The following is a 214-nucleotide window of genomic DNA, read 5'->3' as shown; positions in this document are numbered from 1 at the left end:
GGAAAGTCGGCAAACTCCGAAAGTTATGTCGATAACTACGACTGCATCGCTCTGGAACACCTGACCATCAAACCGATGGTCGAATCGCTGGAGGCAAAACTCCGCGGCAGATCCAAATCTATTCTCGATGCCGTGATGGGCCGGAGGGCCGGAGCGGGAGAAGCCGGAGGCTTCGACTCGCGTGGTACAAAGCAAGAGAGTTCATACGCTACAA

General features: G+C 54.7%; 1 protein-coding gene. It reads left to right on the top strand.

What is annotated here, in order from left to right:
• The coding region (locus BRA49_RS04915) for a hypothetical protein (protein WP_292384024.1) at window positions 1-214 on the top strand (214 nt) is incomplete at both ends.

This window comes from Methanoculleus sp. UBA430 (assembly GCF_002506585.1).
In the GTDB taxonomy this organism is placed as follows: domain Archaea; phylum Halobacteriota; class Methanomicrobia; order Methanomicrobiales; family Methanoculleaceae; genus Methanoculleus.
This window is presented reverse-complemented; position numbering and strand designations above follow the sequence as displayed.